Annotated in this window: 15 protein-coding genes, 25 tRNA genes and 3 rRNA genes; 39 read left to right on the forward strand and 4 right to left on the reverse strand. The window is 36.7% G+C overall.

Annotated features, from left to right (window positions below; genetic code table 11):
• The first annotated feature begins 203 nt into the window (after positions 1 to 203).
• The 28 genes from MHH94_RS04980 (at position 204) to MHH94_RS05115 (ending at position 7579) form a co-directional block, all read left to right on the forward strand.
• Positions 204 to 1756, forward strand: a 16S ribosomal RNA gene (locus MHH94_RS04980).
• Between the two features lie 91 nt (positions 1757 to 1847).
• Positions 1848 to 1924 (forward strand) — tRNA-Ile (locus MHH94_RS04985).
• Between the two features lie 21 nt (positions 1925 to 1945).
• A tRNA-Ala gene (locus MHH94_RS04990) sits at positions 1946 to 2021 on the forward strand.
• A 172-nt stretch (positions 2022 to 2193) separates the two neighbouring features.
• Positions 2194 to 5120: ribosomal RNA gene (locus MHH94_RS04995) — 23S ribosomal RNA — on the forward strand.
• Positions 5121 to 5204: 84 nt separating this feature from the next.
• Positions 5205 to 5319: ribosomal RNA gene (gene rrf, locus MHH94_RS05000) — 5S ribosomal RNA — on the forward strand.
• Together the 16S, 23S and 5S rRNA genes with 25 tRNA genes alongside form the textbook arrangement of a ribosomal RNA operon.
• 27 nt (positions 5320 to 5346) lie before the next feature.
• Positions 5347 to 5422 (forward strand) — tRNA-Val (locus tag MHH94_RS05005).
• Between the two features lie 6 nt (positions 5423 to 5428).
• Positions 5429 to 5504 (forward strand) — tRNA-Thr (locus MHH94_RS05010).
• Between the two features lie 7 nt (positions 5505 to 5511).
• Positions 5512 to 5587: transfer RNA gene (locus tag MHH94_RS05015), tRNA-Lys, on the forward strand.
• A gap of 5 nt (positions 5588 to 5592) precedes the next feature.
• Positions 5593 to 5674: transfer RNA gene (locus MHH94_RS05020), tRNA-Leu, on the forward strand.
• Positions 5675 to 5706: 32 nt separating this feature from the next.
• Positions 5707 to 5781, forward strand: a tRNA-Gly gene (locus tag MHH94_RS05025).
• A gap of 6 nt (positions 5782 to 5787) precedes the next feature.
• Positions 5788 to 5876 (forward strand) — tRNA-Leu (locus MHH94_RS05030).
• A 9-nt stretch (positions 5877 to 5885) separates the two neighbouring features.
• Positions 5886 to 5959, forward strand: a tRNA-Arg gene (locus MHH94_RS05035).
• 18 nt (positions 5960 to 5977) lie between these two features.
• Positions 5978 to 6051 (forward strand) — tRNA-Pro (locus MHH94_RS05040).
• A 25-nt stretch (positions 6052 to 6076) separates the two neighbouring features.
• Positions 6077 to 6152 (forward strand) — tRNA-Ala (locus tag MHH94_RS05045).
• A 21-nt stretch (positions 6153 to 6173) separates the two neighbouring features.
• Positions 6174 to 6247 (forward strand) — tRNA-Met (locus tag MHH94_RS05050).
• Positions 6248 to 6283: 36 nt separating this feature from the next.
• Positions 6284 to 6357: transfer RNA gene (locus tag MHH94_RS05055), tRNA-Ile, on the forward strand.
• A 12-nt stretch (positions 6358 to 6369) separates the two neighbouring features.
• Positions 6370 to 6462, forward strand: a tRNA-Ser gene (locus tag MHH94_RS05060).
• A 26-nt stretch (positions 6463 to 6488) separates the two neighbouring features.
• Positions 6489 to 6562: transfer RNA gene (locus MHH94_RS05065), tRNA-Met, on the forward strand.
• 13 nt (positions 6563 to 6575) lie between these two features.
• Positions 6576 to 6651, forward strand: a tRNA-Asp gene (locus MHH94_RS05070).
• A gap of 20 nt (positions 6652 to 6671) precedes the next feature.
• A tRNA-Phe gene (locus MHH94_RS05075) sits at positions 6672 to 6744 on the forward strand.
• 14 nt (positions 6745 to 6758) lie between these two features.
• Positions 6759 to 6834: transfer RNA gene (locus tag MHH94_RS05080), tRNA-Thr, on the forward strand.
• 6 nt (positions 6835 to 6840) lie between these two features.
• A tRNA-Tyr gene (locus MHH94_RS05085) sits at positions 6841 to 6924 on the forward strand.
• Positions 6925 to 6942: 18 nt separating this feature from the next.
• Positions 6943 to 7016: transfer RNA gene (locus MHH94_RS05090), tRNA-Trp, on the forward strand.
• Positions 7017 to 7018: 2 nt separating this feature from the next.
• Positions 7019 to 7091: transfer RNA gene (locus tag MHH94_RS05095), tRNA-His, on the forward strand.
• 15 nt (positions 7092 to 7106) lie between these two features.
• Positions 7107 to 7178 (forward strand) — tRNA-Gln (locus MHH94_RS05100).
• 6 nt (positions 7179 to 7184) lie between these two features.
• Positions 7185 to 7259 (forward strand) — tRNA-Cys (locus tag MHH94_RS05105).
• Positions 7260 to 7270: 11 nt separating this feature from the next.
• Positions 7271 to 7345, forward strand: a tRNA-Gly gene (locus MHH94_RS05110).
• A gap of 149 nt (positions 7346 to 7494) precedes the next feature.
• A tRNA-Leu gene (locus MHH94_RS05115) sits at positions 7495 to 7579 on the forward strand.
• Between the two features lie 305 nt (positions 7580 to 7884).
• Here MHH94_RS05115 and MHH94_RS05120 read toward each other — a convergent pair.
• Together MHH94_RS05120 and MHH94_RS05125 are read right to left on the reverse strand one after the other, a co-directional pair.
• Positions 7885 to 8100, reverse strand: a complete 216-nt coding sequence (locus tag MHH94_RS05120) for a hypothetical protein (RefSeq protein WP_065381363.1) — start codon at positions 8098 to 8100, stop codon at positions 7885 to 7887.
• Between the two features lie 60 nt (positions 8101 to 8160).
• Positions 8161 to 9126: a LacI family DNA-binding transcriptional regulator gene (locus MHH94_RS05125; protein ID WP_171992077.1), complete on the reverse strand. Its 966-nt coding sequence runs from the start codon at positions 9124 to 9126 to the stop codon at positions 8161 to 8163.
• Positions 9127 to 9216: 90 nt separating this feature from the next.
• On the opposite strand from MHH94_RS05125, the gene MHH94_RS05130 reads away from it, so the two are divergent.
• On the forward strand, positions 9217 to 9555 hold the full coding sequence (locus tag MHH94_RS05130) for a nuclear transport factor 2 family protein (protein ID WP_325887602.1): 339 nt from the start codon (positions 9217 to 9219) through the stop codon (positions 9553 to 9555).
• Positions 9556 to 9583: 28 nt separating this feature from the next.
• Here the strand turns inward: MHH94_RS05130 and MHH94_RS05135 are convergent, their stop codons facing one another.
• Positions 9584 to 10534: a LacI family DNA-binding transcriptional regulator gene (locus MHH94_RS05135; protein ID WP_325887599.1), complete on the reverse strand. Its 951-nt coding sequence runs from the start codon at positions 10532 to 10534 to the stop codon at positions 9584 to 9586.
• A 160-nt stretch (positions 10535 to 10694) separates the two neighbouring features.
• Here MHH94_RS05135 and MHH94_RS05140 point away from each other — a divergent pair, with 160 nt between their 5' ends.
• Genes MHH94_RS05140 through uxaC form a run of 4 tightly spaced genes read left to right on the forward strand, consistent with a single transcriptional unit; the run spans position 10695 to position 14894 of the window.
• Positions 10695 to 11696 carry a TRAP transporter substrate-binding protein gene (locus MHH94_RS05140; RefSeq protein WP_325988215.1) on the forward strand — a complete coding sequence of 334 codons (1002 nt, stop codon included), beginning with the start codon at positions 10695 to 10697 and terminating at the stop codon, positions 11694 to 11696.
• A complete protein-coding gene (locus tag MHH94_RS05145) occupies positions 11689 to 12177 on the forward strand; it encodes a TRAP transporter small permease (protein WP_048539827.1) in 489 nt (162 codons plus the stop codon). The genes MHH94_RS05140 and MHH94_RS05145 overlap by 8 nt, the downstream gene beginning before the upstream one ends.
• Complete coding sequence (locus MHH94_RS05150; RefSeq protein ID WP_106417709.1) at positions 12177 to 13472, forward strand: TRAP transporter large permease; 1296 nt, start codon at positions 12177 to 12179, stop codon at positions 13470 to 13472. The genes MHH94_RS05145 and MHH94_RS05150 overlap by 1 nt, the downstream gene beginning before the upstream one ends.
• Positions 13473 to 13487: 15 nt before the next feature.
• On the forward strand, positions 13488 to 14894 hold the full coding sequence (gene uxaC / locus MHH94_RS05155; RefSeq protein ID WP_107603307.1) for a glucuronate isomerase: 1407 nt from the start codon (positions 13488 to 13490) through the stop codon (positions 14892 to 14894).
• Positions 14895 to 14937: 43 nt separating this feature from the next.
• On the opposite strand, the gene MHH94_RS05160 is transcribed toward uxaC, so the two are convergent.
• Positions 14938 to 17031 carry a glycoside hydrolase family 31 protein gene (locus MHH94_RS05160; RefSeq protein WP_232182622.1) on the reverse strand — a complete coding sequence of 698 codons (2094 nt, stop codon included), beginning with the start codon at positions 17029 to 17031 and terminating at the stop codon, positions 14938 to 14940.
• 140 nt (positions 17032 to 17171) lie between these two features.
• Between MHH94_RS05160 and MHH94_RS05165 the strand changes: the two genes are divergently transcribed.
• The 6 genes from MHH94_RS05165 (at position 17172) to argJ (ending at position 24232) form a co-directional block, all read left to right on the forward strand.
• Complete coding sequence (locus MHH94_RS05165) at positions 17172 to 18224, forward strand: PTS transporter subunit IIC (protein ID WP_058591075.1); 1053 nt, start codon at positions 17172 to 17174, stop codon at positions 18222 to 18224.
• Positions 18225 to 18640: 416 nt separating this feature from the next.
• Positions 18641 to 19639 carry a D-2-hydroxyacid dehydrogenase gene (locus MHH94_RS05170; RefSeq protein WP_058591074.1) on the forward strand — a complete coding sequence of 333 codons (999 nt, stop codon included), beginning with the start codon at positions 18641 to 18643 and terminating at the stop codon, positions 19637 to 19639.
• Positions 19640 to 19736: 97 nt separating this feature from the next.
• On the forward strand, positions 19737 to 21200 hold the full coding sequence (locus MHH94_RS05175; protein WP_037589738.1) for an ABC transporter substrate-binding protein/permease: 1464 nt from the start codon (positions 19737 to 19739) through the stop codon (positions 21198 to 21200).
• Entirely contained in the window at positions 21193 to 21918 is a 726-nt protein-coding gene (locus MHH94_RS05180; RefSeq protein WP_048539832.1) for an amino acid ABC transporter ATP-binding protein, read from the forward strand. The genes MHH94_RS05175 and MHH94_RS05180 overlap by 8 nt, the downstream gene beginning before the upstream one ends.
• Before the next feature lie 25 nt (positions 21919 to 21943).
• On the forward strand, positions 21944 to 22978 hold the full coding sequence (gene argC / locus MHH94_RS05185; protein ID WP_107609188.1) for an N-acetyl-gamma-glutamyl-phosphate reductase: 1035 nt from the start codon (positions 21944 to 21946) through the stop codon (positions 22976 to 22978).
• 15 nt (positions 22979 to 22993) lie between these two features.
• Positions 22994 to 24232 (forward strand): bifunctional glutamate N-acetyltransferase/amino-acid acetyltransferase ArgJ, encoded by a 1239-nt coding sequence (argJ, locus tag MHH94_RS05190; RefSeq protein WP_058591072.1) that lies wholly within the window; start codon positions 22994 to 22996, stop codon positions 24230 to 24232.
• Positions 24233 to 24239 lie beyond the last annotated feature (7 nt).

Here is a 24239-nt window from a genome sequence, read left to right on the forward strand (position 1 = left end):
CCGAACAAAACAAATTATTATTTTTTAAAAATAATCCTTGACTTGATATTTAATAACTAGTATAATTGTTTCTTGTAGCGATTAAAATGAACATTGAAAACTGAATGACAATATGTCAACGTTAATTCCGATAATTGAGTACTGAAAGTACTTCAGAGTGATTGGCTTAACCAATCAAAAATGAGCTTATCAAGCTTACTTCTTTTATGGAGAGTTTGATCCTGGCTCAGGATGAACGCTGGCGGCGTGCCTAATACATGCAAGTCGAGCGAACAGATGAGAAGCTTGCTTCTCTGATGTTAGCGGCGGACGGGTGAGTAACACGTGGGTAACCTACCTATAAGACTGGGATAACTCCGGGAAACCGGGGCTAATACCGGATAATATTTTGAACCGCATGGTTCAATAGTGAAAGACGGTTTCGGCTGTCACTTATAGATGGACCCGCGCCGTATTAGCTAGTTGGTAAGGTAACGGCTTACCAAGGCGACGATACGTAGCCGACCTGAGAGGGTGATCGGCCACACTGGAACTGAGACACGGTCCAGACTCCTACGGGAGGCAGCAGTAGGGAATCTTCCGCAATGGGCGAAAGCCTGACGGAGCAACGCCGCGTGAGTGATGAAGGTCTTCGGATCGTAAAACTCTGTTGTTAGGGAAGAACAAATTTGTTAGTAACTGAACAAGTCTTGACGGTACCTAACCAGAAAGCCACGGCTAACTACGTGCCAGCAGCCGCGGTAATACGTAGGTGGCAAGCGTTATCCGGAATTATTGGGCGTAAAGCGCGCGTAGGCGGTTTCTTAAGTCTGATGTGAAAGCCCACGGCTCAACCGTGGAGGGTCATTGGAAACTGGGAAACTTGAGTGCAGAAGAGGAGAGTGGAATTCCATGTGTAGCGGTGAAATGCGCAGAGATATGGAGGAACACCAGTGGCGAAGGCGGCTCTCTGGTCTGTAACTGACGCTGATGTGCGAAAGCGTGGGGATCAAACAGGATTAGATACCCTGGTAGTCCACGCCGTAAACGATGAGTGCTAAGTGTTAGGGGGTTTCCGCCCCTTAGTGCTGCAGCTAACGCATTAAGCACTCCGCCTGGGGAGTACGACCGCAAGGTTGAAACTCAAAGGAATTGACGGGGACCCGCACAAGCGGTGGAGCATGTGGTTTAATTCGAAGCAACGCGAAGAACCTTACCAAATCTTGACATCCTTTGACCGCTCTAGAGATAGAGTCTTCCCCTTCGGGGGACAAAGTGACAGGTGGTGCATGGTTGTCGTCAGCTCGTGTCGTGAGATGTTGGGTTAAGTCCCGCAACGAGCGCAACCCTTAAGCTTAGTTGCCATCATTAAGTTGGGCACTCTAGGTTGACTGCCGGTGACAAACCGGAGGAAGGTGGGGATGACGTCAAATCATCATGCCCCTTATGATTTGGGCTACACACGTGCTACAATGGATAATACAAAGGGCAGCGAATCCGCGAGGCCAAGCAAATCCCATAAAATTATTCTCAGTTCGGATTGTAGTCTGCAACTCGACTACATGAAGCTGGAATCGCTAGTAATCGTAGATCAGCATGCTACGGTGAATACGTTCCCGGGTCTTGTACACACCGCCCGTCACACCACGAGAGTTTGTAACACCCGAAGCCGGTGGAGTAACCTTTTAGGAGCTAGCCGTCGAAGGTGGGACAAATGATTGGGGTGAAGTCGTAACAAGGTAGCCGTATCGGAAGGTGCGGCTGGATCACCTCCTTTCTAAGGATATTACGGAATGACCATTAGGTCATGGAATAACGGAGACATATTGTATTCAGTTTTGAATGTTTATAACATTCAACTTAAGAATGGGCCTATAGCTCAGCTGGTTAGAGCGCACGCCTGATAAGCGTGAGGTCGATGGTTCGAGTCCATTTAGGCCCACCATTAAATTTTAATTCCCAATTAGGGGGCTTAGCTCAGATGGGAGAGCGCCTGCTTTGCACGCAGGAGGTCAGCGGTTCGATCCCGCTAGTCTCCACCATATTATATTGTACATTGAAAACTAGATAAGTAAGCAATAGATTTTACCAAGCAAAAAACCGAGTGAATTTCTAACGAAATTCAACAAGCTTAATAATCGCGCGTCGTCTTTATAGACGACATCACAGATTAATAACAGTTATTTTCTTAAACGTTATGTATAAGGAAATATAGATTAAGTTATTAAGGGCGCACGGTGGATGCCTTGGCACTAGAAGCCGAAGAAGGACGTTACTAACGACGATATGCTTTGGGGAGCTGTAAGTACGCTTTGATCCAGAGATTTCCGAATGGGGAAACCCAGCATGAGTTATGTCATGTTATCCGCATATGAATACATAGTATGTGAGAAGGCACACCCGGAGAACTGAAACATCTTAGTACCCGGAGGAAGAGAAAGAAAACTCGATTCCCTGAGTAGCGGCGAGCGAAACGGGAAGAGCCCAAACCAATAGGCTTGCCTATTGGGGTTGTAGGACACTCAATACGGAGTTACAAAGGAAATGATTAGACGAATGGTTTTGGAAAAGCCAACCATAGAAGGTAAAGGTCCTGTAGTCGAAAGTCATTTCTCTCCTGAGTGGATCCTGAGTACGGCGGAACACGTGAAATTCCGTCGGAATCTGGGAGGACCATCTCCCAAGGCTAAATACTCTCTAGTGACCGATAGTGAACCAGTACCGTGAGGGAAAGGTGAAAAGCACCCCGGAAGGGGAGTGAAATAGAACCTGAAACCGTGTGCTTACAAATAGTCAGAGCCCGTTAATGGGTGATGGCGTGCCTTTTGTAGAATGAACCGGCGAGTTACGATTTGATGCAAGGTTAAGCAGTAAATGTGGAGCCGTAGCGAAAGCGAGTCTGAATAGGGCGAATGAGTATCTGGTCGTAGACCCGAAACCAAGTGATCTACCCATGTCCAGGTTGAAGTTCAGGTAACACTGAATGGAGGACCGAACCGACTTACGTTGAAAAGTGAGCGGATGAGGTGTGGGTAGCGGAGAAATTCCAATCGAACTTGGAGATAGCTGGTTCTCTCCGAAATAGCTTTAGGGCTAGCCTCAAGTGATGATTATTGGAGGTAGAGCACTGTTTGGACGAGGGGCCCCTCTCGGGTTACCGAATTCAGACAAACTCCGAATGCCAAATAATTTAACTTGGGAGTCAGACTATGGGTGATAAGGTCCGTAGTCGAAAGGGAAACAGCCCAGACCACCAGCTAAGGTCCCAAAATATATGTTAAGTGGAAAAGGATGTGGCGTTGCCCAGACAACTAGGATGTTGGCTTAGAAGCAGCCATCATTTAAAGAGTGCGTAATAGCTCACTAGTCGAGTGACACTGCGCCGAAAATGTACCGGGGCTAAACATATTACCGAAGCTGTGGATTATCCGTAAGGATAATGGTAGGAGAGCGTTCTAAACGTGTCGAAGCATGATCGTAAGGACATGTGGAATGTTTAGAAGTGAGAATGCCGGTGTGAGTAGCGAAAGATGGGTGAGAATCCCATCCACCGATTGACTAAGGTTTCCAGAGGAAGGCTCGTCCGCTCTGGGTTAGTCGGGACCTAAGCCGAGGCCGATAGGCGTAGGCGATGGATAACAGGTAGATATTCCTGTACCACCTATGATTGTTTGAACGATGGGGGGACGCAGTAGGATAGGCGAAGCGTGCTGTTGGAGTGCACGTCCAAGCAATAAGACTGAGTGTTAGGCAAATCCGGCACTCGTAAGGTTGAGTTGTGATGGGGAGTTGGATCATGTATCCGACGAGTCGTTGATTTCACACTGCCAAGAAAAGCCTCTAGTTAGAAAATAGGTGCCCGTACCGCAAACCGACACAGGTAGTCAAGATGAGAATTCTAAGGTGAGCGAGCGAACTCTCGTTAAGGAACTCGGCAAAATGACCCCGTAACTTCGGGAGAAGGGGTGCTTTTTAGGGTGCAAGCCTTGAAGAGCCGCAGTGAATAGGCCCAAGCGACTGTTTATCAAAAACACAGGTCTCTGCTAAACCGTAAGGTGATGTATAGGGGCTGACGCCTGCCCGGTGCTGGAAGGTTAAGAGGAGTGGTTAGCTTCTGCGAAGCTACGAATCGAAGCCCCAGTAAACGGCGGCCGTAACTATAACGGTCCTAAGGTAGCGAAATTCCTTGTCGGGTAAGTTCCGACCCGCACGAAAGGCGTAACGATTTGGGCACTGTCTCAACGAGAGACTCGGTGAAATCATAGTACCTGTGAAGATGCAGGTTACCCGCGACAGGACGGAAAGACCCCGTGGAGCTTTACTGTAGCCTGATATTGAAATTTGGCACAGCTTGTACAGGATAGGTAGGAGCCTTTGAAACGTGAGCGCTAGCTTACGTGGAGGCGCTGGTGGGATACTACCCTGGCTGTGTTGACTTTCTAACCCGCACCATTTGATCATGGTGGGAGACAGTGTCAGGCGGGCAGTTTGACTGGGGCGGTCGCCTCCTAAAGAGTAACGGAGGCGCTCAAAGGTTCCCTCAGAATGGTTGGAAATCATTCGCAGAGTGTAAAGGCACAAGGGAGCTTGACTGCGAGACCTACAAGTCGAGCAGGGTCGAAAGACGGACTTAGTGATCCGGTGGTTCCGCATGGAAGGGCCATCGCTCAACGGATAAAAGCTACCCCGGGGATAACAGGCTTATCTCCCCCAAGAGTTCACATCGACGGGGAGGTTTGGCACCTCGATGTCGGCTCATCGCATCCTGGGGCTGTAGTCGGTCCCAAGGGTTGGGCTGTTCGCCCATTAAAGCGGTACGCGAGCTGGGTTCAGAACGTCGTGAGACAGTTCGGTCCCTATCCGTCGTGGGCGTAGGAAATTTGAGAGGAGCTGTCCTTAGTACGAGAGGACCGGGATGGACATACCTCTGGTGTACCAGTTGTCGCGCCAGCGGCATAGCTGGGTAGCTATGTATGGACGGGATAAGTGCTGAAAGCATCTAAGCATGAAGCCCCCCTCAAGATGAGATTTCCCAACTTCGGTTATAAGATCCCTCAAAGATGATGAGGTTAATAGGTTCGGGGTGTAAGCGCAGTAATGTGTGTAGCTGACGAATACTAATCGATCGAAGACTTAATCAAATTTTAAATCGGTTTTAGCCGTAAAATCTGCTTACTATCTAGTTTTGAATGTACAATACATTCATCATAAGTTATTACTATTTGTCTGGTGACGATAGCAAAGAGGTCACACCTGTTCCCATGCCGAACACAGAAGTTAAGCTCTTTAGCGCCGATGGTAGTTGGGCTTACGTTCCGCGAGAGTAGGACGTTGCCGGGCAAGTAATAATATTACATAATTTTAAATGGAGAATTAGCTCAGCTGGGAGAGCATCTGCCTTACAAGCAGAGGGTCGGCGGTTCGAACCCGTCATTCTCCACCATTTAATGCCGGCCTAGCTCAACTGGTAGAGCAACTGACTTGTAATCAGTAGGTTGGGGGTTCAAGTCCTCTGGCCGGCACCATGTTTTAGAGCCATTAGCTCAGTTGGTAGAGCATCTGACTTTTAATCAGAGGGTCAGAGGTTCGAATCCTCTATGGCTCACCATTTAAGCGGGTGTGGCGGAATTGGCAGACGCACTAGACTTAGGATCTAGCGCCGCAAGGCGTGGGGGTTCGACTCCCTTCACCCGCATTATTATTAATATGATTTAAGCATTTAATTTTGCAGAAGTAGTTCAGCGGTAGAATACAACCTTGCCAAGGTTGGGGTCGCGGGTTCGAATCCCGTCTTCTGCTCCATTATTTGCCGGGGTGGCGGAACTGGCAGACGCACAGGACTTAAAATCCTGCGGTAAGTGATTACCGTACCGGTTCGATTCCGGTCCTCGGCACCATATTAATATGCGCCCGTAGCTCAATTGGATAGAGCGTTTGACTACGGATCAAGAGGCTAGGGGTTCGACTCCTCTCGGGCGCGTAATGACCATTTTGGTTACGGGAAGTAGCTCAGCTTGGTAGAGCACTTGGTTTGGGACCAAGGGGTCGCAGGTTCGAATCCTGTCTTCCCGACTCTTTAAAAATATACATATTAAATGGGGGCTTAGCTCAGATGGGAGAGCGCCTGCTTTGCACGCAGGAGGTCAGCGGTTCGATCCCGCTAGTCTCCACCATTTAAAAAATAATATCATCATGGCGGCGTAGCTCAGCTGGCTAGAGCGTACGGTTCATACCCGTGAGGTCGGGGGTTCGATCCCCTCCGCCGCCATTAAAATTTTCAATATGATTACATATTTTAAATTTTGGACCTTTAGCTCAGTTGGTCAGAGCAAACGGCTCATAACCGTTGGGTCGCAGGTTCGAGTCCTGCAAGGTCCATACTTATATATTGGAGGAATACCCAAGTCCGGCTGAAGGGATCGGTCTTGAAAACCGACAGGGGCTTAACGGCTCGCGGGGGTTCGAATCCCTCTTCCTCCGCCATTATATTTGTAACTTAATATTATTATCGCGGGATGGAGCAGTTCGGTAGCTCGTCGGGCTCATAACCCGAAGGTCGGTGGTTCAAATCCGCCTCCCGCAATAGCTTTAATGATGGTCCCGTGGTGTAGCGGTTAACATGCCTGCCTGTCACGCAGGAGATCGCGGGTTCGATTCCCGTCGGGACCGCCATTTTTTAAAAATTAATGTATGGCTCAGTAGCTCAGTCGGTAGAGCAAAGGACTGAAAATCCTTGTGTCGGCGGTTCGATTCCGTCCTGAGCCATCTTTTAACTTTTTGCCGGCCTAGCTCAACTGGTAGAGCAACTGACTTGTAATCAGTAGGTTGGGGGTTCAAGTCCTCTGGCCGGCACCATCTAACGGAGGGGTAGCGAAGTGGCTAAACGCGGCGGACTGTAAATCCGCTCCTTCGGGTTCGGCAGTTCGAATCTGCCCCCCTCCACCATTATTATTTTAATTTAATAGGGGCATAGTTCAACGGTAGAATAGAGGTCTCCAAAACCTTTGGTGTGGGTTCGATTCCTACTGCCCCTGCCATGGCGGCTGTGGCGAAGTGGTTAACGCATCGGATTGTGGTTCCGACACTCGTGGGTTCGATTCCCATCAGCCGCCCTTATTTTATATTAATGGGCTATAGCCAAGCGGTAAGGCAACGGACTTTGACTCCGTCACTCGCTGGTTCGAATCCAGCTAGCCCAGTAGTCTGGCGGCATAGCCAAGTGGTAAGGCCGAGGTCTGCAAAACCTCTATTCACCGGTTCAAATCCGGTTGCCGCCTCCATTAATAACTTTGCGGGAGTATTTCAACTTTTAGAATACATTCCTTCCCGGAATGAGATATAGGTGCAAGTCCTATCTTCCGCTCCATTATTATTAATACTGCTATTTATTAAAATGCGGGAGTATTTCAACTCTTAGAATACATTCCTTCCCGGAATGAGATATAGGTGTAAGTCCTATCTTCCGCTCCATTTATTTCTTCCATTGGGAAGATTTTTTTGTAGGATTTTTATTAAGCCGGTGTGGTGGAATTGGCAGACACGCGGGACTCAAAATCCCGTGTCCGTTGAGGACGTGTCGGTTCGAACCCGACCACCGGTATATATTAATAAACCATTTAGAACTATTTAAGTCGTAAACGTTGATTTTACGGCTTTTTTGTTTGTTAATAAACCATTTAGAAACATATAAGTTCAAATTTTTGGTCACAGTTAGGGCTATAAGATCAGACCATATTAACGATTTTGTGAAGTGCTGACGCCTGAGGGAATAGTATGAGTGAGAGACTACAGGCTCGAACCATACCCTAGGCAAGCATGCACGAACAAAATCGTAGATTTTAAAAAATAACATCTCATTTTTACTGTAGATCAGTAGAATGAGATGTTATTTATTTTGAATTTCTATTAAAGTTTAATAATGTAATCAATTTTCTTATCTTTATACATTTTACTTCTTGTCATTACTTGAGGGATATCATATTTGTTTTTCATACTAATTGCTTTTGATAGGCTCTCATCAGTACAAGCGACAATATCAATATTAGTAGTGTGTTGAAGTATTTCGACATAAATTTCTGAAGTAATATTACAACCATCAATACCAACTTTTTGTTTGTTCATTTTAATTACCCCCTAATATTTGTGATTGATTAAAGGGTAATCTATGAAATGCATTTCATGTCAATGGTTTAATTTAAATACTGAGTTTCTTTTAATAAGTTTTGTTTCAAATAAATAGTTATTCAGTTTATCTTCATATAGTTGATTAAACAAACTTTTACCAATTTGAAAGAGGGGAATCTCTATTGTAGTAAGGTTCAGCAACTTAGATATTTTATGATTTTCAAACCCAATGATAGATATGTTTTTCTTCTTTTCTTCATCTAAACTTATAAATAATCCTGCTGCTGTGTTATCTCCTGATACAACAATTGCTGTTGTTGGATTTTCTTTATTTTCAATTTCTTGTGCGAGTCTTTGACCATCTTCTAATAATACAAAATTCTCATATATATCTTGATCATTGTAAGTTATAGAATTCTCACTGCAAAAGTCTTTATATGCTTGTATTCTTAAAATTGAACTAGTGCTATTTCTTCTATTTATGGCACATGCAATATGTCTATGTCCATTATTGTATAGATGATTTAATGCTTGTTTGAAGGCATTATAGTGATCAATATATGTAGTTCTAAATTTAGAGTTTGAAATATTTTCGAATATAGAAATTGGACCAAACTCTATATACTGTTCAACTATATTTAATGAAATATTCCTTGAACATATAATGAGTGCGTCTATTTGTTTTAATTTTAACATTTCCAAAGCGTCAATTTCTTGATCAGTATCATAGGCAGTTTGGAACAAAACAATTTTTTTGTTTGATTTAATCGCTTCTTCAGAAATACCTTGAATTAACTGTGAAAAATAGGGATGATTAGAGAATGGTAAAACGACACCTATCAAATTTGTTTTACCTTTTTTTAAATGAATTGCATTGATATTTGGTATATAATTTAATTCTTCTATAGTATCAAGTACTTTTTGTCTTTTTTCTTCATTAACATAAGGGTGGTTATTAATTACTCGTGATACAGTACTTGGTGAAACGCCAGCTCGTTTAGCTACTTCTTTTAAATTTGTCATTTGCATACCCCCTCGATTATACTTATTACTATGTTATTATTTTAGCATATAAATTGAACTATATTTACAAAGATAAAGTAGGTGTAATTTATTAAACAGCAATTTTATGAATTAGAATGTGCACATTTGGATGCTAGTAATAGAAATGATAAGTCGTTTATCATAAATTTACTTGATGATGAATTTAAAGAAATAGGTAAGTCTGGTAGAATGATATATAAACGTGATATTGAAGAGGCCACTTTACATACATTTGATTATGAGATTTCGGATTTTATAGTTGAAAAAATCCAAAAAGGTATTGTACTAACGACTTATGAATTAATCAATAAAACTGATCATATTACAACTAAGCGAAGTACATTATGGATTAGAAAACAATCTGAGTGGAAGATGAGATTCCATCAAGGAACAATAGTAAAAAAATGACTACAAAATTGTAGTCATTTTTTTGTCTTTATTTCCGCTTTACTAATTCAGGCTCAAGATGATAGACATCTGGTTGATTTTCCTTATATTCAATTGCATTGATAAGAATATTAACTAATGTTTCAGCAATTTTTTTAGTAGGGACACCAACTGAATGAATCACTGTATCCATATGGTCAAATTGAGGTACATTGTCGTATGAGTATACAATATGTTGATCAAGTGAATCTTTTAAAGTGTGTATGAGTCCTAAAGTAATATCATAACTTCCACAAATGATACCTTCTGGTAAAGTATGATTGGTTAAATATGATTTTAATGCAAAAAATGTATCTTCAGCAGATAATCCTTTTGAATCAATCATATTATAATTAAGATGGTGTTCTTTACAATAATGTTCAAAGGTTTCTTTCTTTATAATTTGTCGAATATCATCGGTGTTAAGATCTCCAATATAACAAATATTTGTTATATTATTTTGCATTAAATCACCTAATGAAAGAATCATTGCATGTTTATGATTGACATTTACAATAGGGTATTCGAGCTTTCGGTCTGTACCATAGGCAACTACTGGAATATTAGAACTTATGATACTTGGTAAGGTAGAAGCTTCACCTTCATCAAATACGATGATGCCATCAAAACGTAATTCTAAAAATTTATGTGCAGCAGTTTCCACATCATCGATTGATACAGACATAAAATATCCAGTATTCTTTAAAAAGTTATTAATTTCTGAAACAAGAGTTGAAACTGCAACTCTGTCTACTGATGGCCAAATGAGTCCAATTGTTTGGCTCTTATTTGAGACTAAAGAGCGAGCGGAATTATTAGGTATATAATTCATTTCTTTTGCCTTTTGTTGTATGCGCTCTGTTGTTTCAGCAGTAACTAAAGGAGAATTTTTTAATGCTTTACTTACTGTTGAATAACTAACACCACAGGCATTTGCAATGTCTTTTAATGTTACAGCCATGTGAGTCTCCTTTAAATATTATTTTCTATATTATACCATAAGCACACAATTTCTATAAATAACAACGTTGTTATTTTGATTCATTTCATTTATACTTATCAATAAGAATTAAAGATGTAATCAAATTGATTACTTTTTTAGAATTAATGGGGGATGAGAGATGAAAAAAATTTTACTGTTAATTGTAAGCGTATTCATAGTTTTGTACGGATGCCAACAAAGTGACGCACAAGATAAAGATGTTAAGACTTTAACATTAGCACATAACCAATCAACAACACATCCAGTACATAAATCTTTAGAAGAATTTAAAAAAGAAGTAGAAATGAAATCTCATGGAAAATTAAAAATCAAAATATATGCGAACGGACAACTTGGAAGTGAGCGAGAAGCGATTGAAATGACGCAAACAAATGCCATTCAATTTACAAAAGTTTCAGCAAGTGCACTTGAAAGTTTCTCTGAATCGTATTCTTTATTCAGTATGCCTTATCTATTTAAATCTCAAGATAGTTTCCGATCCATTATGAAAAAACCTGAAGTACAAAATTCATTCTTTAATACGACAAAAGACAACGGGTTTGTAGGTATTACTTACTATGACGCAGGATTAAGAAATATTTATACAAAAGATAGAGAGATAAAAACGAATAAAGATTTACATGGTTTAAAAACACGTGTTCAACCTAGTAAAACAAGTGTTGAACTTATTAAATCATTAGGTGGTACACCAACACCAATGGCGTTTGGTGAAGTTTATACAGCACTACAATCTGGTGTTATTGATGCAGCTGAGAATAATGAAACAGCATTGACTGACAATAAACATGGTGAAGTCGCAAAAAATTATTATAATACAGAACACGCTATTGTTCCTGATATTTTAATCATGAATAAGGATGCATATAATGATTTATCTAAAGAAGAAAAAGGATGGATAAAAAGTGCAGCAAGATCTTCAACTGAAAAGCACGAAGTTATCTGGGATAAAGCTATTAAAGAAGGGATTAAGACAGCTAAAGAAGATATGAATGTTAAGTTTCATGATGTAGATAAATCATCTTTCAAAAAAGCTGTAAAACCTTTACAAGAAGAATTTAAAAATAATAAAGGAACTGAAAAACAATACAAATTGATTAAGGAGGCAGAACAAAATGAATAAATTAACACATTATATCGATAGAACTTTGCTTTCTGTTTCAGGTGTATTGGTAACTGTAATGGTTATTTTATCAGTTTGGCAAGTGATAACTAGATATATATTAAACACGCCAAGTACGACAAGTGAAGAAATCATTCGTTTCTTGTTAATCTGGTTTGCATTATTAAGTGCAGCATATGTATTTGGTAAGAAAAAGCATATTGCCATTTTATTTATTAGAGAAAAGTTTCCAGTTAAAGCGCAGTTATTTATAGAAAGGCTGACGAATATCATTATTTTATTAGTTGCTTTAATTTTGATGATTTATGGTGGTATTAAAATTGTTGCACTTACTTGGACTCAAATAGCACCATCTACTGGTGTATCAATGGCGTTAATGTATGGTGCGTTACCTATATCAGGACTTTTCATTGCTTTCTATTCAATTCGAGGCATTATAACAAATGAGTTACCAGAAAATGATGAAGGCGGTGAAGTGTAATGACGACAATTGCTGGAATCGTATTATTTGTATCTTTAGCCGTATTTTTAGCTTTTGGTATTCCAATCGCAATTTCAATAATTTTAAGTTCATTATTAACTTTAATACTTATTTTCCCATTTGATGTCACAATACTTACGGCAGCTCAAAGAATGATAACAGGTATTGATAACTTTACAATGCTTGCCATTCCGCTATTTGTACTTGCCGGAATATTGATGAATAACGGTGGTATTGCATTTAGATTAATTAACTTTGCTAAAGTGTTAGTAGGTAGATTACCTGGTTCTTTAGCACATACGAACATTGTAGGTAATATGTTGTTTGGTTCTATTTCAGGATCAAGTGTTGCAGCTGCTGCAGCAATGGGGAGAATCATGACCCCCATGGAAACAACACAAGGTTATAAAAAATCATATTCTGCAGCTGCTAATATTGCTTCAGCACCTTCAGGATTATTAATTCCACCAAGTTCATTATTGATTGTTTATTCACTTGTAAGTGGTGGGACATCAATTGCTGCATTATTCATTGCAGGTTACGTTCCTGGAATTCTATGGGGTCTAGGTTGTATGGTTGTTGCTTACTTTTTAGCTAAAAAACATGGCTATCCAGTTTCTGAAAAAGTGAGTTGGAAAGATAAATTATTTTTAACTTTAGATGCCATTCCAAGTTTACTATTAATTATTATTGTAATCGGTGGTATTGTAGCTGGAATATTCACAGCTACAGAGGGTGCAGCTGTCGCAGTTCTATATGCATTTATACTGTCTCTTATCTATAGAAATTTAAAAATAAAAGATATACCTGCGATTATTATAGAAACGGTTGAAATTACAGGTATGATTTTATTCTTAATTACTGCATCTGCATTATTCTCACTCGTTATGAGTTTCACAGGATTACCAGAAGCAATTTCTGGCGGTATATTATCATTAACTGAAAATCCTATTTTATTATTATTGTTAATGAATTTAATTTTACTAATTGTTGGTACATTTATGGACATAACGCCAGCAGTACTTATATTCACACCAATTTTCTTACCAATTGCAGATAGTATCGGTTTAGACCCGATTCATTTCGGTATTGTGATCGCATTTAACTTATGTATTGGTAATATAACTCCTCCAGTAGGTAGTGCGTTATTTGTTGGTAGTAGTGTTGCAAATGTACGAATTGAAAGTGTCATTAAGACATTAATACCATATTTTATTATTTTAATTATTCTGTTGTTATTAATTACATTCGTACCACAATTATCGTTATTTTTACCAAAATTACTTGGGCTATAGGAAAGGTGAGTATTTATGAGTATGATTCAAGAAAATTTTATTGTTCAATCTAAAAAAGGACAAGCATTATATAAAGTTGCTAAAGATATCCCGATTTTTGATTTTCATTGTCATTTAGATCCGAAAGAAATCTATGAAAATAAACCATTTACTACGATTACTGAAGTTTGGCTTAAACATGACCATTATAAATGGCGCTTAATGCGCGCATATGGAATTGATGAGTCGTATATTACAGGAGATAAATCCGACAAAGAAAAATTCGATGCTTTTATAAGTTTATTGCCAAAAAGTATTATGAATCCGATGTATCACTGGTGTCATTTAGAGTTAGCAAGGTATTTCAACATCAATGAAAATTTAAATAAAATTGAAAAAGATCAATTATATAATCAGTTAAATGAAAGTTTACAGCAACCAGAATTTCTGCCAAGAAAATTAATAGAAAGAAGCAATGTCCAAATCATTTGTACAACTGATGATCCATGTGATGATTTGAAATATCATCAATTACTTCGTGAGGATAAGTCATTTGATGTTAAAGTGTTACCAACATTTAGACCTGATCGTTATATCGCCTTAACGAAAGATAATGTAGAAGCATCAATTAATCAATTAGAAAATGCTACAGGAACAAGAATAAATCATTTGGAAGAATATATTAATGCGCTCAATGAACGTATTGAATACTTTCATCAAAATGGCGCAAGAAGTTCTGATCAAAGCTTTGCGAAAGTACTTAAAGTGGATGTAATAAAAGAACAAGCTGATCAGTATTTTGAACAGATTAAACAAGGTGAAGACTTAGATGAGGAAGATTTAAGTAAATTATCTGGGTATATTTTAACTGAAGTAAGTAAAACGTATAAAAAATATAATTGGGTTGTACAGTTTCATCTTGGACCAGTAAGAAATAATAATACATTATTGTTTGAAGAAGTTGGTCCAGATGCTGGATTTGATAGTGTAGGTGATATGCTCAGTTCGTCTGATTTAAATAGATTTTTAGATCATTTAAATCAAAATGATGCATTATCAGATACAATTATTTATCCTAATAATGCAAATGATCACTTAATGGTGCAAGCTACAGCTGGAAACTTTACTTCAGATAAAGTCAAAGTGCAACTAGGTGCTGCATGGTGGTTCAATGATACTAAAGAAGGAATGGAACAACATTTAGTAGAATACGCAAATGTTGGATTGTTATCTACTTTCGTTGGTATGTTAACTGATTCAAGAAGCTTATTATCGTATACAAGACATGAATATTTTAGAAGAATATTATGTGAAATGATTGGTAAACGTGTGGAAAGAGGAGAAATCATTGATGATGATGAAATTTTTTCTGAAATTATTAAGGATATATGCTTTAATAACGCCGTGACTCTATATAATATCGAAGGTGTAGATGCTATATAATAATTAAGAACCTAAGACAGCATCGTCTTAGGTTCTTTTACATTTAGAACTTTAAATTTTCAATTGTTTTTAAATCATCTTTATAAACTGGTATCTCTGCGCCTTTTACTACAAATGTTGGGATATGTTGTAAAGTCGTTTTTACGGTTATTGTTTGACCATCTTCAAATTGTTTGCCGCTATGAAAATCAATCCAACCTTTGTTGTTGTTAGGTAAATAGATTGTTCTTTCTTTTTGAGATTTTTCTACGATAGGGGCAATTAACATATGCTCACCTAACATAAATTCATCATTTTCTACAAAAGTAGTGATATCATTTTCATATTGGTAAAAAGTAGGTCTTATAATTGGTTCATACGATTCATGTGCCTGTATAACTAATGACTGAAGATATGGTTTAAGCTTTTCATGGAAGTGCATGGCTTGCTTAACTTCAGATAATACTTTTTGATGCATCCAAGGTTCATTTACAGTACCATCATCATTCCATGAGTGGATTGAAAATCTCGGATAATAAGCACCACATTGTACCCATCTTAAAAATAATTCTGCTTCTGGTTTATCTCCAGAAAAACCGCCAATATCATGTCCGAAATTATAAACACCAGATAGACTTAAACCAATTGCCATAGCATTATTATATTTTAATGTATGCCAACTCGTATAGTTATCACCTGTCCAAGTTTGAACATATTTACTCATGCCAGCTGCACCAGATCTACTAATGATATAAGGATATTGTTCTTTATGATATTGTTGTTGAATTTCTCTTGATGCTTTCATCATTAATATAGGCATGATTGCTTTATAATCTTGGAAATTCGCTTCATTTCCGAATCCATTTACGATAGCTTTATCATCCCAAATTTCGAACTCGTTATTATCATTCCATGTGCAATTCACATGATTAGATAATAATTGTTGTTCTATTTTTGATTGCCACCATTTAATAGTGTCTTTATTTGTAAAGTCTAAGTAGTATCCTTTTTCATCCCAAAATTGTACAAGAAGCGGTTTGCCATTCACATCTTTAATAAATCCATCTATGGCTAATACCTCATCTAGTAGAGGATGATCTGTAAGTAGGATAGGTTTAATATTAGCAACTAATTCTACATTCTGGTCTGTATAAGATTTACCAAAAGATTTTGGGTCTTTAAATTTATCGTAATTCCAATTAAAAACGTATCTCTTATCATGAATGGATGTATAACCTGATGAAAGGTGGAAAGATCTAATCGTTATATTATGTGTGTTACACTGATCTAGAAAAGACAACAATCTTTCATCTGAATTTGGTAAATCTGTATATTGCATTGTTGAGCCAGAATAAGACAAAATCCATTCAGGCATCAGTGTTGGTCTTCCTGTTAAATGACTAAAACGCGTCGTTACTTGTTGAATAGACGGACCAGCAATAACGTAATAATCAAGAAAATCTGATTTAGTTTCATAATATCTATAATGACCGTGATAATTATCTAACTCTTGTCCAAGATCTACAATAGAGTCTTGATAATCATCATAGAAGATACCAAATGCTATATTTTCGTCAGTATTGTATGTGAGATAATAAGGAATATGTTTATAAAGCGGATCAGTCGTTTCAGCATTATAACCCATAGCATCTATATTCTTCATTCTAAATCGTCTGCCATGCTTATTCACTTTTCCACTCTTTTCTCCGAGTCCAAAATACATTTCATTTTTATCTCGATTTAAATAATGACAAGTCGGGTGATTTTTTGATATTTGATGATGATAGCTGCCTGTCTGACGGTCTTGCATGATTTTAATTTCTTTGTCAGATGAACTTAAATCATACCAACTACAATAGAAATCTTCTTTATCAATAATGAGTTTTAATAATTTTGTCTCAATTATAATATTGTGTTGTTCTTCTGAAATTTCATATTGAGGACATGAAAAGTTAGATTGATCGTATCTTGAGAGACCTTCAAACGGTAAGTCAGTATCTCCAGGTGTAATGGTCCAAGTTGGTAAAGATATATCTTTCTGTGTAGAAGATTTAATATTGATTAAGTAATCTTCTAATATGCGAATTGTAAAGAAATGCTCATTTTGCTTGTCACTGATTACAATTGTATTTTTATCTTGTGAAATCATATTAAACATGTTAATAGCCTCCTATAACAACGTTGTTATTTAGACTATTACATTAATCTATACCAAAGTAAAGTAAAATAGTAAAAATAGCATTGTCTATGAAAATAAAGTCATATATCATTAATACATATTATTTCAGGAGGCTTTTTATGGATAAACATTTCACAGTAAAGGAATTTTTCTTTAATATTTTAAATGGTATAGGTGTAGGTATTGTTATAGCATTAATACCAAACGCCATACTTGGTGTGTTATTTAGTTATTTATCACAGTTTCATCCGCTATTAGAAATGTTTAATCAAGCATTATTACTCATGCAGTTTGCGATGAGTTTTATTATAGGGATCGTTGTTGCACATCAATTTAAATTCCAAGCTACTGATGCGGTTATGATTGGCGCTGCAGGATTAATAGGTTCAGGCGCTGTAAAAATACAAAATGGTCAATTTATATTTGTGAGTATAGGGGATGTCGTCAATTTAATCGTTGTGTTAATTATCAGTTGTTATTTGATGATTAAATTGAAAGGTAAATTTGGTTCTTTAGATATGTTGATTATGCCAATTATTATTTCAGTAGTTAGTGGATTTATAGGTATGCTGACACTTCCATATGTTAGTAATGTAACTAAAGGCATCGGCAAATTAATAGAACAATTTTCTACATTGAATCCGTTAATGATGTGTATATTGATCGCGATTACATATGCATTATTAATGGTTACGCCAATTTCAGTTGTTGCAATAGCTACTGCAGTCGGTTTAAACGGTTTAAGTTCAGGAGCTGGCAATATGGGTATTGTTGCAGCATGTGTGACTTTCTTAATGGGTTCATGGAAAGTAAACGAAAAAGGTATCAATATCGTACTTATAATCGGTGCAGCTAAAATGATGATTCCAGTATATTTCAAAAATCCAATCATCGCAGTACCATTAATCATAAATGGATTAATGAGTGGATTACTAACTTATTTCATAGGCATAAAAGGTACACCAATGTCTACAGGATTTGGTTATACCGGATTTGTTGGACCAGCAAACGCATTAAAATTTATGGAAGGATCAGTATTTTTAAATATATTAATACTTGGCGTAGCATATTTCGTCATACCGTTTGTATTTGCATATATCGTACATAAAGTTTGTTTAAAAATACTTCCAAAATACAATCAAGAAATGTTTTTATTTAAAGAAAATAATTAAAATGAAGAGAAGGCTGAGACAAGAAAAATGTCTCAGCCTTTAAATTTGTCTTAATACTGGTGCCTTTATTAGCAAGTTTGGCGAGAAGTGCAAATAAGGAGATCAGTAATTACAATTCTCAGTAGTTTTGTAATTAAGGCTGTCCATAGTAACACTTCAGCTGACTTTTGTAATTAACAACCCCGTTATAAACAAGTTTGGCAAGAAGTGTTCACAAGGCTATCGTTATGAACAAGTTTAGACAAAACTGTTCACAAGGACACTAATTAGTAACACTTCTTGTTAGTTGTGTTATTAACCATACTGCATACATACATTTTTAATTGTAAGAATATTATGAAAAAGAGATTGTTTGTTTTCATAAAGTGTTGTAGAATTAATCATTATTATTTTTTTACTGAAAGGAAGAACATATTATGAAATTTAAATTATTTAATATAAGAGAAGATGAAAAGCCTTATGCATATCAATGGGGGCAATCTAATGGTCATGAAATTGAATGTACTGAAGAGGATTTAACTTTAAATAATGTCCATACTTTATCATCTTTTGATGGTGTGAGTACTCAACAGCTATTTAAGTTTGATGACAGAATATATGAAGCACTTAAAGATGTAGGTATTAAACAAATTGCTGGTCGTGCTGCTGGGTTTGATATGTTTAATTTAACTGAAGCTGCTAAACATGATTTAAAAATAACAAATATTCCTTCATACAGTCCAAATGCGATAGCGGAATTTGCAGTTTGTAGAGCATTAGAATTAGTAAGAAACATTAATAAAATAAATAAAAAAGTAGAACGTCAAGATTTTACTTGGGATGAAACAGTAATCGCTACAGAACTAAGAAATATGACGGTACTGGTTATTGGTGTTGGTAGAATTGGTAAAGTGTCAGCACAATTATTTAAAGGATTTGGTGCGGAAGTTATCGGTTATGACCCATATGATCAATCGTTACGCGATATTGAATATGTACAAAGTTTACAAGAAGGATTATCTAAAGCTGATTTAATTACATTACATGTTCCTGCAAATGAAGAAACGACACATATTATTAATGAAGAGACGATTAAATATATGAAAAATGGTGCATATTTAGTGAATACAGCTAGAGGTGCGACAGTGAATACTAATGATGTCATTCAAGCATTAAATAGCGGTAAATTACATAGTGTCGCTTTAGATGTATATGAAAATGAGTTTGCATATTTCTCATATGATTATAAAGACAAAGAAATTGAAGATCCTACTTTAAAAGAATTGATGTCACGTGATGATGTTTTAATTTCACCTCATATTGCATTTTATACGTATACAGCAGTACAAAATATGGTTGAAATTTCATTAGATAGTGCACTTGAAGTTATCACAACTGGATACAGTGAAAATGAAGTTCAATTAAGTAAAGTATGAATGAACGTTCGTTCATACTTTTTTTATAAAAAGCTATTGCATAAAATTTCATAAATGCGTATAATAATGAATATTATTAATTCAGGAGGTAACGAATTTGAAAAGAAATGTATTTACTAAAGTAGTTATAGCAACAATTTGTTTACTACTTACAATTCCTTATTTAGCCCCCATAAAGTCACAAGCTGCAGAAACTGATCAATGGGATAAAGCTAAAGAACGAGGCGAGTTAAGAGTAGGCTTATCAGCAGATTATGCACCTTATGAGTTTGAGCACACTAAAGATGGTGAACGTGAATATGCTGGGATAGATATAGAACTTGCTAAAAAAATTGCAAAAGACAATGATATTAAACTTAAGATTGTGAATATGCAATTTGATAGTTTACTAGGTGCTTTAAAAACTGGAAAAATCGATATGATTATTTCTGGTATGGCTCCAACTCCTGAGAGAAAGAAACAAGTTGATTTTTCTGATGATTATATGGAAGTTAATCAGAGAATGATTATACAGAAAAAAGATAAAGACAAATTAAAAACGATTGATGATTTTAAAGGTAAAATGGTCGGTGTACAAAAGCAAACGACTCAAGAAGAATTGGCAAAAACAGAAATGCCAGAATCTCAAGTTAGCTCATTAACGAGAGTACCGGAAGTTATTATGTCACTTAATTCTGGAAAAGTAGATGGCATGATTATTGAAGGGCCTGTTGCTGATGCGTACCTAGAGAAGAATCCTAATTTAACATATTCAGATGTAACATTTTCAGATGCAGACAAGACAACAGCTATTGCATTACCGAAAAATTCACCTGAATTAATGAAGAGAGTTAATAAGAGTGTTAAAGAAGTTCGTGACAATAATTTGATTAAAGACTATCAAGATAAAGCAACTGAAGCGATGTTCGATGATGGTTCTTTCTTCAGTAAATATGGTTCATATTTCTTACATGGTGTAGGTTATACGATTTTATTATCATTCTTAGGTGTAGTAGCTGGGGCATTAATTGGTTGCTTCTTAGCACTTATGAAATTAAGTAATAGTAAAATATTTAAATCGATTGCTTCAGTTTACATTGAATTTATAAGAGGCACACCATTACTTGTTCAAGTATTTTTAGTTTACTTCGGTACAACAGCAGTACTTGGATTAGATTTATCAGCATTAATTTGTGGTATTATCGCACTCATCATTAACTGTAGTGCTTATATTGCAGAAATTATTAGAGCTGGTATTAACGCAGTAGATAATGGCCAAATGGAAGCAGCTAGATCACTAGGATTAAATAAATCGCAAGCAATGACTAAAGTTATCTTGCCACAAGCCATTAAAAATATTTTACCTGCATTAGGTAATGAATTTGTAACAGTTATTAAAGAATCTTCTATAGTTTCTGTTATCGGCGTAAGTGAATTGATGTTTAATGCTCAAGTTGTTCAAGGGGCATCATTTGATCCATTTACACCATTATTAGTAGCAGCAGTATTGTACTTTATCTTAACGTTTACGTTATCTAGAGTGATGTACTTTGCTGAAAGGAGGTTTAGTGTAAGTGATTAAAGTTAACGATTTACACAAATCATTTGGTAAAAATGAAGTATTAAAAGGTATTAATTTAAATATTGAAAAAGGGGAAGTTGTTGCGATTATCGGCCCATCTGGTAGTGGTAAAAGCACGCTTCTTAGATGTTTGAATTTATTAGAAGAACCTTCCTCTGGACAGATTGTATTTGAAAATAATGATTTAACAAATACTAAAGGTGCAAAGTTGGATCAATTAAGACAAAAAATGGGCATGGTTTTCCAAGGTTTTAATCTTTTTCCACATAAAAAAGTAATCGAAAATATTACACTAACACCTTTAACTTTGAAAAAAGGACAAAAATCCGAATTAGAAGATCAAGCTAAACAATTACTTCAAAAAGTTGGTCTAGAAGATAAAGCAGATGTTTATCCTTCTAAATTATCAGGTGGACAAAAGCAACGTGTAGCGATTGCTCGTGCGTTAGCGATGAACCCAGCAGTTATTTTATTTGATGAACCAACATCAGCATTAGACCCCGAAGTTGTTGGTGAGGTATTAAGTGTTATGAAAGATTTAGCCAAAGAAGGTATGACAATGGTCGTTGTAACACATGAAATGGGATTTGCTAAAAATGTCAGCGACCATGTGATTTTTATGGATGAAGGTATTGTTCAAGAAGAAGGTACACCTGAACAAATATTTGATAATCCTCAAAACGAAAGAACGAAACAATTTTTATCTAAAGTATTATAATACTAAAAATAGAAGAGGTGTTTTCGTGTTAGATATAGGTATAGTCGGTGGAAGTGGATACGGTGCAATCGAATTGATGAGATTATTAAATCAGCATAAAGAAGTGAACATCAAATATGTATTCTCACATTCGAAATCTGGTCAAGATATTAAGGAAACATATCCACATTTACAAAATAATATTATTGAACAATTCACAAGTTTAGATGTAGAAACAGTGCAATGTGATTTAATATTTTTTGCGACCCCCTCAAATGTGAGCAAGAATTTTATTCCTAAATTAATAGAACGTGGTATTAAAGTAATCGATTTATCTGGAGACTTTAGGTTAAAAGACCCCACAATTTATGAAAAATATTACGGAGAAAAGCCAGCTCCTCAGAGTGTATTGGATGAAGCGATGTATAGCTTGCCTGAGTGGTCAAATGTGGATGGATCATCGACACAAATTATTGCAAACCCGGGTTGTTTCCCAACGGCAATACTCTTATCTTTACACCCTCTTTTAGAAAGTGACTTAATTAATAAAGACACGATTATAATAGACGCTAAAACTGGTGTTTCAGGTGCTGGTAGAACATTAAGTCAAAATTTTCATTTTGGCGAAGCAAATGAAAACTTTTCAGCTTATAAATTAGGATCCCATAAGCATACACCAGAAATTGAACAGTATTTATCACAAGTCTCGAAATCAGACATAAAAGTGACATTCACACCTCATCTCGTTCCTATGACAAGAGGTATATTGGCAACTATTTATGTAGATTTAAAAGATCAAACAAGTGAAGAAGCATTACATCAAATATATAAACAGAAATATGATGACAAACCATTTGTTCGTGTAAGAGACCTTGGCGAATTCCCTACAACAAAAGAAGTTCTAGGCAGTAATTACTGCGATATAGGTATTTATGTTGATGAAGACAGACAAAAAGCTATTATCGTTGCAGTTATAGATAATCTCGTTAAAGGTGCAAGTGGTCAAGCAATTCAGAACATGAATAGATTATTTGGATTTAATGAAGAAGAAGGATTAAATTTATTACCAATATACCCATAGAATAGGAGGAATTTGATGTTAGATAAGACTGAAGAATTAATTGACTCTGAAATGATCATTATAGAAGAAGGTGATGTCGCATCACCTAAAGGATACATTGCTGGCGGCATGCATGTTGGTTTACGTAGAGAAAAGAAAGACTTTGGTTGGTTATATTCATCAGTTCCAGCTAATTGTGCAGCGGTATATACACAAAATGCTTTTAAAGCAGCCCCATTAAAAGTCACTGAAGAAAGTATTAATGTTGAACACAAACTTTCGGCAATTGTTATTAATTCTGCCATCGCAAATGCTTGTACAGGTCAAAGAGGTTTGGATGATGCAAAGCAAACTCAGAAATGGATTTCATCTAAACTACAACTACCTGAACATCAAATCGCAATTGCATCTACAGGCTTGATTGGTGAATTTTTACCTATGCAAAAAATTGAATATGGTGTGAATAATATTGATATTCTCAATAATGCGCATTCTTCTGATTTTAATGAAGCTATTTTAACAACTGATAAAGAGACTAAACATATAGCAGTACATATTAAAATTGATGATGAAGTTATTACGATTGGCGGTTCATGTAAAGGATCAGGCATGATTCATCCAAATATGGCTACAATGCTTGGCTTTATGACTACAGATGCAAATGTTGACTCTGAAGATTTGAATGACTTATTAAAAGAATCTGTTGATGAAACGTTTAATATGATTACAGTTGATGGTGATACAAGTACAAATGATATGGTTATACTTTTAGCTAACGGTGAAAGTGGCCAACATACATTAACTAAATCACATCCAGAATGGGAGAAGTTCGCTCAAGCTGTCCAATATGTGAGTCAATATTTAGCTCAGAGTATTGCAAGAGATGGTGAAGGTGCGACGAAGCTAATCAAAGTTAATGTCAAAGGTGCTAAGACTAAAGCTCAAAATAGTGCAATTGCTAAAACAATTGTTGGTTCAAGCTTAGTGAAAACAGCAATACACGGTGCTGATCCAAACTTTGGAAGAATCGTAACTTCAATCGGTTATGCAGATCATACTGTAGATACTAACGAAGTAGACGTTTGGCTTTGTGGACATTTATTAGTCAGTAAAGGTATGAATGTAACGTTTGATGAGTTAGATTTAAAAGCTAAGATGGAGCAAGATATAATTGAAATAGAAGCAAAAGTTGGAAATTCTCATCATTCATCTACCGCTTTCGGATGCGATTTGAGCTATGATTACGTAAAAATTAATGCATTATATAGAACTTAATAGGAGG

The organism is Mammaliicoccus sp. FSL K6-3158 (genome assembly GCF_038005105.1).
Taxonomy (GTDB): domain Bacteria; phylum Bacillota; class Bacilli; order Staphylococcales; family Staphylococcaceae; genus Mammaliicoccus; species Mammaliicoccus sciuri.

Coding starts and splice junctions, on each gene's coding strand:
- MHH94_RS05120 (WP_065381363.1), bottom strand. CDS start 8,100: ATGAACAAACAAAAAGTTGGTATTGATGGTTGTAATATTACTTCAGAA.
- MHH94_RS05125 (WP_171992077.1), bottom strand. CDS start 9,126: ATGACAAATTTAAAAGAAGTAGCTAAACGAGCTGGCGTTTCACCAAGT.
- MHH94_RS05135 (WP_325887599.1), bottom strand. CDS start 10,534: ATGGCTGTAACATTAAAAGACATTGCAAATGCCTGTGGTGTTAGTTAT.
- MHH94_RS05140 (WP_325988215.1), top strand. CDS start 10,695: ATGAAAAAAATTTTACTGTTAATTGTAAGCGTATTCATAGTTTTGTAC.
- MHH94_RS05145 (WP_048539827.1), top strand. CDS start 11,689: ATGAATAAATTAACACATTATATCGATAGAACTTTGCTTTCTGTTTCA.
- MHH94_RS05150 (WP_106417709.1), top strand. CDS start 12,177: ATGACGACAATTGCTGGAATCGTATTATTTGTATCTTTAGCCGTATTT.
- uxaC (WP_107603307.1), top strand. CDS start 13,488: ATGAGTATGATTCAAGAAAATTTTATTGTTCAATCTAAAAAAGGACAA.
- MHH94_RS05160 (WP_232182622.1), bottom strand. CDS start 17,031: ATGTTTAATATGATTTCACAAGATAAAAATACAATTGTAATCAGTGAC.
- MHH94_RS05165 (WP_058591075.1), top strand. CDS start 17,172: ATGGATAAACATTTCACAGTAAAGGAATTTTTCTTTAATATTTTAAAT.
- MHH94_RS05170 (WP_058591074.1), top strand. CDS start 18,641: ATGAAATTTAAATTATTTAATATAAGAGAAGATGAAAAGCCTTATGCA.
- argJ (WP_058591072.1), top strand. CDS start 22,994: ATGTTAGATAAGACTGAAGAATTAATTGACTCTGAAATGATCATTATA.